General features: G+C 60.4%; 10 protein-coding genes. 3 read left to right on the top strand and 7 right to left on the bottom strand.

The window, feature by feature from the left end; all coding sequences use genetic code 11:
• Positions 1-1,380 (bottom strand): ABC-F family ATP-binding cassette domain-containing protein (locus VFI82_02865; GenBank protein HET7183596.1); only part of this gene is annotated, 1,380 nt, incomplete at its 3' end.
• Positions 1,381-1,463: 83 nt separating this feature from the next.
• Between VFI82_02865 and VFI82_02860 the strand changes: the two genes are divergently transcribed.
• Complete coding sequence (locus VFI82_02860) at positions 1,464-2,927, top strand: hypothetical protein (GenBank protein HET7183595.1); 1,464 nt, start codon at positions 1,464-1,466, stop codon at positions 2,925-2,927.
• A gap of 25 nt (positions 2,928-2,952) precedes the next feature.
• A complete protein-coding gene (locus tag VFI82_02855; GenBank protein HET7183594.1) occupies positions 2,953-3,474 on the top strand; it encodes a dihydrofolate reductase family protein in 522 nt (173 codons plus the stop codon).
• Between the two features lie 72 nt (positions 3,475-3,546).
• Here VFI82_02855 and VFI82_02850 read toward each other — a convergent pair whose 3' ends face one another.
• The 4 genes from VFI82_02850 to fdnG form a co-directional block, all read right to left on the bottom strand.
• Complete coding sequence (locus VFI82_02850) at positions 3,547-4,344, bottom strand: formate dehydrogenase accessory protein FdhE (GenBank protein ID HET7183593.1); 798 nt, start codon at positions 4,342-4,344, stop codon at positions 3,547-3,549.
• Between the two features lie 164 nt (positions 4,345-4,508).
• Positions 4,509-5,207 carry a formate dehydrogenase subunit gamma gene (locus VFI82_02845; GenBank protein ID HET7183592.1) on the bottom strand — a complete coding sequence of 233 codons (699 nt, stop codon included), beginning with the start codon at positions 5,205-5,207 and terminating at the stop codon, positions 4,509-4,511.
• The gene (fdxH, locus tag VFI82_02840; protein HET7183591.1) at positions 5,204-6,094 is read right to left on the bottom strand and encodes a formate dehydrogenase subunit beta; all 891 of its coding nucleotides are present in this window, start codon (positions 6,092-6,094) and stop codon (positions 5,204-5,206) included. The genes VFI82_02845 and fdxH overlap by 4 nt, the downstream gene beginning before the upstream one ends.
• Before the next feature lie 13 nt (positions 6,095-6,107).
• Positions 6,108-9,176: a formate dehydrogenase-N subunit alpha gene (gene fdnG / locus VFI82_02835; protein HET7183590.1), complete on the bottom strand. Its 3,069-nt coding sequence runs from the start codon at positions 9,174-9,176 to the stop codon at positions 6,108-6,110.
• A gap of 222 nt (positions 9,177-9,398) precedes the next feature.
• Here fdnG and VFI82_02830 point away from each other — a divergent pair, with 222 nt between their 5' ends.
• A complete protein-coding gene (locus VFI82_02830) occupies positions 9,399-9,908 on the top strand; it encodes a DinB family protein (GenBank protein ID HET7183589.1) in 510 nt (169 codons plus the stop codon).
• Between the two features lie 92 nt (positions 9,909-10,000).
• Here VFI82_02830 and VFI82_02825 read toward each other — a convergent pair whose 3' ends face one another.
• Both VFI82_02825 and VFI82_02820 read right to left on the bottom strand, forming a co-directional pair.
• Complete coding sequence (locus VFI82_02825) at positions 10,001-10,255, bottom strand: 4Fe-4S dicluster domain-containing protein (GenBank protein HET7183588.1); 255 nt, start codon at positions 10,253-10,255, stop codon at positions 10,001-10,003.
• A gap of 153 nt (positions 10,256-10,408) precedes the next feature.
• A partial coding sequence (locus tag VFI82_02820; protein ID HET7183587.1) for an SDR family oxidoreductase occupies positions 10,409-10,681 on the bottom strand: 273 nt, incomplete at its 5' end.

Raw genomic sequence — 10,681 nt, 5'->3', positions numbered from 1 at the left:
GTACATCAGCATGCGGGCCAGCGCGTACCGGTTCCTTTCCCCGCCGGACAATACTCCGATGCGCTTGAACACGTCGCCTTCGCTGAACAGAAACGATCCCAGCAGGCTGCGCAACTCGGTCTGCGTGGCGCGTGGCGCCAGCTTCTCCAGGTCATCCAGCACACGTGCTTCCGGATCGAGCTGCTTGTACTGGTCCTGCGCGAAATAATCCGCCTCCACGTTGTGTCCCAGCTTTCGCTCGCCCGTCGTCACCGGATCCAGGCCCGCCAGCAAGCGGATGAGGGTAGACTTTCCGGCTCCGTTCACCCCCACCAGCGCGATCCGGTCGCCGCGCTCAATCAGGAAGTTCACGTCGCACAGCACCAGCTTCTCGCCATATTTCTTGGACACTCCGGCAAATTCGGCGACCGTGCGCCCGCTCGGTTTGGGCTGCGGAAACTTGAAGTGGATGGTGCGCTCTTCCGACGGAATCTCGATCCGCTCCATCTTCTCGAGTTCCTTGATCCGGCTCTGCACCTGCTTCGCCTTGGTAGCCTGGTAACGGAAGCGGTTGATGAACGCCTCCAGCTGCTCAATCCGCTCGCGCTGATTCTTGTGCGCCGCCTGCAGCTGCTCCAGCCGCTGCGTCTTCTGCGCCAGGTACTTGTCGTAGTTTCCCGGGTAAAAATGCACGCCCCGGTTCCAGATCTCGACGATCTTCTTCACCGTCACGTCGAGAAAATAGCGGTCGTGCGAGATCAGCACGAACGCGTTGGGATAGGCCTGCAGGTATTCCTCGAGCCAGTTGCGCGATTCCAGGTCGAGATGGTTGGTCGGCTCATCCAGCAGCAGCAGGTTGGGCTTTTGCAGCAGCAGTTTGGCCAGCGCGATCCGCATTTGCCAACCGCCCGAGAATTCTTCCGTGCGCCGCTGCCAGTCTTCCTTCTTGAATCCCAGTCCCGCCAGCACCGCGCCCACCTGCGCCTCAATCGCGTATCCGTCGCGCGCCCCGAACTCGTGATCGAGCCGGTGATAGCGGTCCGCCACCTCGGCATACTCCGCGCTCGCCGGATCCAGCTCGGAAATCTTCGTCGCCAGCGCATGCAGCTCCTGCTCGATGCCCAGCAGTTCCGTGAACACCGACATGCACTCGTCGAACACCGTCCGGCCTGCCAGCGCCAGCCCTTCCTGCGGCAGGTATCCGAAGCTGATTCCCTTCGCGACCGTGATGGTTCCGTAATCCAACGTCTCCATGCCGCCGAGGATCTTCAGCAGCGTGGATTTTCCGGTGCCGTTCGCGCCGACCACGCCAATGCGGTCCTGCGGCGTGACTAGCCAGTCCAGGTCTTCGAACAGCAGCTTTTCCCCGAATCGTTTCCCGGCAGCGGAGAGTTGAATCATGGGTGGTTTCTATTTTCGCACCCCAGGGCCTGGAAGCGCGAAACCGTGAAACCAACGACTGCTAGATATAAACTGGTCAGCCAATGGTCGACAACCGTCTCGGTTACGAACCGCAACTTGAACCGGGATTTCGAGAAGCAAGCCCCGCCGGCAAACTGTGGAAGCACCTGGTGTTTGCTCTCCTCATTGGCCTCGCTCTTCGGGTGTTTCTGATCTGGCGTTTCCCGAACGAGTGGGCGGACTCTTTGGTGTACGACGAACTTGCCCGGAATTTGATAGACCACCGTGTTTACGGCGTGTTCCTGGATGGAAAGCTCACGCCCGTAAATCTGCGGATGCCCGGTTACCCGGGGTTCCTCGCCGTTATTTATCTACTCTTCGGGCGCTCCCCGATGGCCACGATGTTGGCACAGGTCGTGGTTGACCTCTGCACCTGCGTGTTGACGGCGGTATTGGCCGCGCTACTTGCGCCGGAGTCATCCCGCAGGCGCGTGTTCATCGCCGGCCTGTGGCTCGCGGCAACCTGTCTGTTCCTGGCAAGCTATCCGGCCGCGCTGGTAACCGAAACTTTAACTGCCTGTATCACGACGGCGGCGCTGGTTCTGCTGGTGAAGGCTTACCAAAACGAAGCCGCATCGCCAAACGTGCCCAAACCTGCTTACAACGGCAAGGTCTGGTTTTTGGGAGCGCTCCTGGTTGGACTTGCAACCTTGGTCCGCCCCGAGACGCCATTGCTGATGGCGGCAACCGCGGCGGTTGTCCTGATTCGCTGGTGGCGGCCTGCCGGCTGGCCGAAGGTGTTTCGGATCGGCGCGCTGCTTGCGGTGGGCCTTGTCCTTCCGCTGTTGCCCTGGGCGGCGCGGAACTGGCGTACCTTCCGCACGGTGCAGTTGCTAACCCCGCGGTATTACGAGATGCCGGGGGATTACACGCCGCGGGGTTTCTACGCCTGGATCAACACGTGGCTGGTGCGTATGCGTGACGCTCAAGGCGTCTTCTACAAACTCGAAGACGAGCCCGTTCCCATCGAAAACGTACCGGACTCGGCGTTCGATTCGCCGGAAGAAAAGAAACGTGTTGCAGCGCTGCTGGATCAGTACAACGCGACAACCTCCGTCACTCCGGAACTCGACGCGCAGTTCGCCGACCTGGCGCGCGAGCGAGCTGCGCGACATCCGCTGCGAACGTACTTATGGATTCCATTGCGCCGGTCGGTGAGCATCTGGTTCACACCGAGGACGGACATTTTCCCTTATTCATCGGATATTTGGCCGCCCGCGGAACGGTGGGAGAAAGATGCGGTTGGTTTCTCTCTGACGGTTGGGCTGGTGCTGGTGAACGTTTTTTACCTGGGCCTTGCGCTTGCTGCTGCGTGGCGATGGCGCCGCCAACCCGGCGTGCTATTACTCGTCGCATTCATCGTCGTCCGTACCGCGTACTTCGCTCGCGTCGAGACACCCGAGCCACGTTACGTCCTGGTCTGTATCCCGGCGGTGTTAGCGCTAGGCGCACTCACGATAGGAGTGCGTCAAAATGGTCAGGAGTGAAGCCGCTGCAGAAGAGGAGGAGCCAATGAAAATGTCTGTCTTTGTGGGCACGAGTTTGGACGGCTTCATAGCGCGACGGAACGGCGCGTATGACTTTCTGCCACCCGGCGGTGGTGAGCCCCACGGCTATGACGAATTCATGGCAAGTGTCGATACGATTGTAATTGGCCGCAATACCTTCGAGACGGTACTGACCCTCGAACAGTGGCCGTACAAGGACAAGCGGGTCGTCGTCCTGAGCAGCCGGCCGCTTGAGTTGTCGGCAGTCCGGGGAAACATGGTGGAGCAGATGGCCGGGAGACCGGCCGAGATCGTTTCCAAGCTCGCTGCGACTGGCGCCAAACACGTCTATGTTGATGGTGGGATCACAATTCAAGAGTTCCTGCGAGCCGGGCTGATCCAACGACTCACGATTACTCGGGTACCGGTTCTCATTGGGGATGGACTCCCTCTCTTCGGCACAGTCCCACACGACATTCGGCTCCATCACGTCGCCACCCGGCACTATCCGAGCGGCATGGTGCAGAGCGAGTACGATGTCGTTTGAAGGTTTCGCGTTTCGAGGTTTCAAATTTCACGTAACTTTGAAGCCGTGAAACCTGCCCTTCGCGGAAACCGCTTAGACGGCCATGAGATTGGGCTGGAGCTTGGTGTAGCCGTGCTGCTGGGCCCAGAGGGTCAGCGGTAGCGTGGCGAGTTCGTCGACCACCGGAATGGCGAGGCCGTTTGTGGTGAGGTCCACCGTCTTGATGTACGTGTTGCAGGTGTCGCAGGCCTCGACACGCACATGGTTGAATTGTTCCGAGGTGAAGACAGCGAGCGCCTCATTGCGGTCTTCGCCGCAGCCCGGACAGATGGCGCGCAGGAAGTCCCACTCGTGCGCGCACAGCGAGCAGATGAAGCTGCGCTTGGCGCCGAGTTGCTCCTCGCGCAGGACACCGACGACAGGCTCGGACTCGCACATCGGGCAGGTCGCGGCGTTGCCGTGGAGCGGCGGTTCCGGCAGGCGCTCGGCAAGGAACTCCGCGTAGGGCTGAAGGAAGGCGCGGGCGAAGAAGGAGTCGGCGTACGGCAATTCAGCCGTCTCGGAGCGCTGCCAGAAATCGCACAACAGCTTTTCCCAACGCGGCTCTTTTTCGGCTGCCATTTGTTCGGCGGCTGCGGAAAGTGCGAGCGGTGCGGATTCTTTGACGACGTTCAGGAATCCCGGAAAACGCGGCCGCAGGAGAACGGTATCGAGCGGGTCGCGGAAAGCATGAAGCTGCGACTTCGCCCGGGCCTGGGCGATGTATCCGTAAAACGCCTTCTGGTAACGGGCAACGGCGGTATAGAAGCCGAGGACTTCAGAGGCGAAGGGATAAGCTTCGGCCAGTTCGCCGGCGCGCCCGATGCGTTGATCCCAGGTGGGCCGAGTCATGTCAACCGATTTCGTGCAGTCCCCACGGGACTCCTGCAAATAGCCTCAGCGGCTAAAGCCGGACTACTTACGGCACTCAACGGCACGGCTAAAGCCGCGCCCTACCCCGTCACTTCCGACTTGCAGTTTCGCGGCATCAGAAAATCCCTGGCCGTCGAAAACCTCTACTTCTTGGCCGCTGGTTCCGCGGCGGTGATCTTGTCCAGCCACAGGCGATGGTGGAACCTGGCCCAAGGCATGGAGACTTCGCCGCGGATGACGGAACTGAAGCCTCCGCGCACGATCGCGGTGCCCATGTACACGTGGATGATGAATCCAGCCAGCGTGACGAGAAACGCAAGCGGGTGGAGGATGATCGAGGCCAACCGCAGGAAACGCAGGCTCCACGGAATGTACTCGCTAAACCACAGGATCATCCCGGTAACGAACAGCGTGAGCCCGCCCCAGAACATCACCCAGAACAGATATTTCTGTCCGTAGTTGAAGCGGTCCACCGGTGCGAACTGCTGGTATCCGCGGATGGCCTTGTGCGGGTCCGCTTCTTCTTCCTCCTCGTTGCGGACGTATTCGCCGATGAACTTGCGCCACTCGCGATCCTGCGGCGTCACGAGCATGTCGCGATGCCACATGCCATACATGTACACGACGGCGAAGGTGAATATCAGGCCCATCCAGGGATGGACGGCGCGGGCGACAGGGCCGCCGCCGAGAAACAGGGCGAGCCACCACATCCACGGGGTCCAGAAAGCCAGACCGCTGAGCAGGAGGTAGATGTAAGAGAGGCCTGCCGTCCAGTGAATGATGCGCTCGGTGAGGTTGTAGCGGAGAACATTCCCGCTGGGAAGTATGCGACCGCTGCTCATGATTGACCTCCTGCCGGCGCCTGCTTGGCCTTCTTGTCGTCTGCCGGTACCGGGGCGTGCTTCGGTCCGTAACGCAGGTAGTGCAAGAACGTCCCGATGATGCCGCCGACGATGGCGAGATTACCGATCCACTTCAGCGGCTGCTTCCAGAGTTCGACCGTCCAGGGAACGGTGGGATCGACGGGCAGTCCATAAGCCTGCGGCTTGTCGCCGTAAGCCAGGATGGTGACCACGCCGGTGCCGCCGACGCCGCCGGGATCGTAAATTCCGGCGGTAGAGAAGCCGGAGGCTTTGAGCTGGTTGACGCGCTTCTGCGCCTTCAGCAGCAGATTCTCCTTGGTGCCGAAGGAGAGACAACTGGTCGGGCAGGCTTTGATGCAAGCGGGCTCCAGGCCGACGGAAACGCGGTCGACGCAGAGGGTGCACTTGTAAACCTTCTTGGTGACTTTACTGAGCTTGGGCACGTTGAACGGGCAGCCGGAAATGCAATAGCCGCAGCCAATGCAGTTCTCCTGCTGGAAGTCGACGATGCCGTTCTCGTACTGCACGATGGCGCCGGGAGCCGGACAGGCTTTGAGGCAGCCGGGATCGGCGCAGTGCATGCACTGGTCCTTGCGCATCAGCCAATGCAGGTTGTCGCCGTCCTGGACTTCGTTGAAGCGGATCAGGTTCCAGACGTGCGGCGTCATGTCAGGCAGCGTCTGGTAGGTACCGAGGTTAACGGTAGTTTCCGCAGGCAGGTCGTTCCACTCCTGGCAGGCGACCTCGCAGGCCTTGCAGCCGATGCAGGTCGAGGTGTCAATCAGCTTCGCAACCACCTGGGTGAGCCGGATGCCGGGGGAAGCGGCGCCGGCCGAAGCGTTTTTCATTTCCAGTGCTTGTGTCATGGCGTCCTCCTCCCTATGCCTTTTCCAGTTTCACAAGAAAGCCCTTGTACTCCGGGGCAAACGAGTTGGGATCGACAATGGTCGGGGTGACAATGTTCGCCATCCCTCCTGTCTGCTCGCCGCGACCGAGGAAGCCCCAGTGGATGGGGAACCCGATCTGGTGCACGGTCTTGCCGGCGACCTGCATGGGCTTGATGCGTTTGGTGATCATCGCCTTGCCCTGGATGGCACCGCGAGCGCTGGTAATCTTCACCATTTCGCCGCTCTTGATTCCCTTCTCCCGGGCGAGCTCTTCGGAAATCTCGACAAAGAATTCCGGCTGCAACTGCACGTTGTAGGCGTTGTTCTTGGTCCAGTAATGGAAGTGCTCGGTGAGGCGATAGGTGGTGGCGACAATCGGGAATTCGTCGGGCTTGCCAAGACGGTCCCACTTGCCCTTGAAGGGCTTGACCGCGGGATTCTTGCTGGTCTTGGCATGAAGCTGGTTGTCGACCGGGGACTCGGTAGGCTCATAAAATTCGGTGAACGGACCTTCCGCAAATTGTCCCGGCACGAACAAGCGAGCGGCGCCTTCGGGCAGCATGATGAAGGCGCCCATGCCGGCCTCGGGCGGACTGTCGGGCTTGTAGTCGGGAACGTCGCCAGTCCACTTCTCGCCGTTCCAGCGGATGCCCGGGCGCTTGGGATCCCAGGGCTGGCCCTTGGCGTCGGCGGAACAGCGGTTGTACATGACGCGGCGGTTGGCGGGCCAATTGAATCCCCAATTTTCGAAGCGCTTCATGCCGCTGGGATCGGCCGCGTTACGCCGCTGGCCGAGGTTGCCCGCTTGCGTATAGGCGCCGATGTAGAGCCAGTTGCCGCTCAGGGTGGTACCGTCGTTGCGGGCGTCGAGGAACTTGCCGAGTTGCTCGCCGGGCTTGAGGTCCACCGTCTTGGGATCCTTCTCGTTCTTGACTTCGGCGATGGCCCATCCGTTAAGCTCGCGCGCGACTTCGTCGAGCGAGGGTTGGAACGGGTTGGTGTACCACCAGTTGAGGTTCTGGATAGGTTCGGGCGACTTGCCCCCTTCCTTGGCATAAAGGTCGCGGACCTTGAGGAAGATGCGGCCGATGATCTCCTGGTCGGTCTTGGCGTCGCCGGGCGGATCCAGCGCCTTGTACTTCCACGCGAACCAGCGCGCCGAGTTGACGAAGGAGCCGTCTTTCTCGGCGAAGTTGGAAGCCGGCAGAAGGAAGACTTCAGTCTTGACGTCGGACGGACTGGTCTTCTCCTCGTCGAGAGCGATGATTTCCGGCTTCCAGAAGGAAGCGGTTTCGGTCTCGAAGTTCTCTGCCACGACCAGGAATTTCAGCTTCTTGAGCGAGCTGATGACCTTGCGCGAGTGCGGGCCGTTGTTGACCGGGTTCATTCCGAAGTTGACCAGGCCATCCATCTTGCCGTTGTACATATGGTCGAAGATGAAGGCCCAGCTCCAGTTTTCGTAGGTGCCCGGCGCCGGCCCGGCCGGCAGACGCGGGTGCCATTGGTATCCGAACTCGTTCTCCTTGGTGGCGTGCAGACCGTAGTACGCCTTCATCTGGCTGACATAGAAGCGGTCATAGTTCTGCACGAAATTCATCACGCCGGGGCGCAGCGGCTTAGGCAGCAGGTGCCCGAAGAACGCCTTCATGTCCGGTTCATCCTGCTTGGGAATCGCGATGTACCCGGGCAGGTTGTGATAGGCCATGCCGCAGTCTGTGCCGCCCTGGATGTTGGAGTGGCCACGCAGCGCGTTGAGACCGCCGCCGGGCATGCCGATATTGCCGAGCAGCAACTGCAGCATGGCGGCGCAATGGATCAGCTGGACGGAGAAGCTGTGATGGGTCCAGCCAAGGGCATACATGACGGTCCCCACCTTGTCGGGCGTGTAGGTGGAGGTGATGATGTCGGCCGCCTTGTTAAAGGCGTCCGGCGTACAGCCGCAAATCTTCGAAACCATCTCCGGCGTGTAGCGCGAGTAGAACTTCTTCATCAACTGGTAGACGCAGCGAGGATCCTGCATCGTGGGATCCACCTTGGCGAAGCCGTCCTTGCCGATGTCGTAGTTCCAGGTGGTCTTGTCGTATTTCTTGTTGGCTTCGTCCCAACCGCTGAAGACGCCCTCGTCGTCCTTGAATTCGTATTGCGGGTGGACGATGAACGGGGCGTTGGTAAAAAGCTTAACGTACTCTTCCTGGATGCGATTGTGGGTGAAGCAGTAGTTGATGAGCCCGGCGAGGAAGGCGATGTCGGTGCCGGCGCGGATCTGGGTAAAGCTGTCGGCTACGGCAGAGGTGCGATTGAAGCGCGGGTCCACCGAGACCAGCTTGGCGTTGCGGTTGCGCTTGGCTTCCATGACGAAGCGGAAGCCCACCGGATGGTTTTCGGCGGGATTGCCGCCCATGGCGAGAATGACGTCAGCATTCTGAATGTCGGTCCAGCCATTGGTCATGGCGCCGCGCCCGAATGTGGCGGCCAAACTGGCCACCGTCGGGCCGTGTCATATCCTGGCCTGTTGTTCCATCGGGATAATGCCCATCCCGGCGCGGAACGCTTTTACCAGCAGGTAGTTGTTCTCATTATTGTCGGTGCAACCGCCGATGACGCCGATCGCGGTCAGGGCGTTGCCCTCACGCAGCTTGGCGTCGCGCGTGTCCTTCATCAGCCGGGCGATGCGATCGACCATGAAGTCCCAGGACTTCTCTTCCCACTTGTCGCTGCCGGGAGCGCGGTACATGGGCTTGGTAATGCGGCGATCATTGACGATGTTGTGCTTGATCGTCGCGCCTTTGGGACACAGCGCGCCCTGGTTGATGGGATGATCGGGATCGCCCTCGACGTGGATGACGGCGGGACGGACGTTGCCGGACTTGTCGCCCAGCGTATGAATAATGACGCCGCAACCGACCGCGCAATACGGGCAGGTGGAGCGGGTCTCAGTGGTGCGCGCGATCTTGAGTTCGCGCACCTCGGCGTGAGCTTGCGTGAGGTCAAAGCCGAGTACTGAGGCGGCAACGCCGCCGACAGTGCTCACTTTCAGGAAATCTCTTCTCGATGGACTCATGCTGACCAACCTCCCCGATGGTTACGGTCAGAGACGACGGCGCGTGCGCGCCGAGGCACACAACGACTCGGAAAATGGGCTACGGTTTATCGCTTTTTACAGGCTGTGTCAAGCACAATGGCTGAAAGTCGGCGCCAGTAGTGAATTGGCGCGCTTGCCAGGGGCGATTTCACGAATGGAATGATGGATTCTCCTATAATGGCAAGCCGCGGGAGGTGACAGATGGCGGGAACCTATGGATTTCTGCTGGAGACGTACGAGACCGAAATCCTGAAGATCGCCAGCATCTGGGAAGCGTTTCCGGAATCGAGCATGGATTTCCGCCCGCATGCGAAGTCGCGCAGCGTGCTGGAACAGATGGAGCACCAGGTACAGTCGGAAGGCCGGTGGATGAAGACGATGCTGGGGATCGATACTGGCGATCCGAACCCCTCGCAACGAAGCAAGCAGGGGTTTATCGAGAAATATCGCAGCGATGCGACGCGACGGCTGGAGATTTTGCGGGCCAAGCCCGACGAATGGTGGCGCGAGACGACACAGTTCTTCGATGTGACGCGTTCGAAGGCTTGGGTGATGACGCGGCGGATGACGCACTCCTCGCATCATCGCGGACAACTGGTGGTGTACCTGCGGCTGGTGGGCGAACTGGTGCCATCGGTTTATGGGCCGACAGCGGACACCGGAGAGAGAGTGCGGTACAGCTTTGCCGAGGGCGAGAAACGGCCGGCCTGACCAGGAAAAACCCCGGCAAGGGCGCCGGGGCTTAGTAATTCTCCGGAGGTCGCTCTCCTTTATTAAGAGAGTCGCTCTCGGCGGACTGGCGCCTAATTGGCGTAAAACTTGGCGTTAGTTTCGATGTACTGCTTCTTATCTTCCGGCACGTCATCCGCCGGGAAGATGGAGTTCGAGGGGCAAACAGAAACGCAGGCGCCGCAATCGATGCAGCCTTCCGGATCGACATACATCTGGCCCACGGATTCGAACTTCTCTTCGTCTTTCTTAGGATGAATGCAGTCGGTGGGGCAAGCGTCGGCGCAAAGGACGTCCTTAAGACAGGAATCGGTGATTACATAAGCCATCGTCAATTCTCCCGTAAGATTTCCTGGGCGCGGCCGCTCGCGGAGGTCCGGACGGTGCACCTCGTATAAGAAATTTAAGCGGGAGCTGTACGGAGTGGCGGTGATGCCGCTCACTGCTCGATGTGAGCAGAAGCACCGGTGTCGTCGTGCCGATCAGCCGCACAGCACCGACCCGCCGTTGAGGTTGAGGACCTCGCCGGTAATGTGGCGGGACCACTCGGAGGCGAGAAACGCGACTGAAAGCGCAACATCATCGGGGGTGGCGATGCGGCGCAGCGGGATGGCGTCCTCCACGTGACGCTTGAAGCCGTTGTTATGAAAGACCGGATCGTTCATCTCCGTATCGACCCAGCCGGGCGCGACGCAATTGACGCGGATCTGGGGCGCCAGTTCCGTGGCCAGTGACTTGGCAAAGCTGATCTGGCC

It is taken from the genome of Terriglobales bacterium (assembly GCA_035691485.1).
In the GTDB taxonomy this organism is placed as follows: Bacteria; Acidobacteriota; Terriglobia; order Terriglobales; family Acidobacteriaceae; genus JAIQGF01.
Note: the sequence above shows the minus strand (reverse complement) of the source record. Positions and strands in the feature narration are given on the sequence as shown.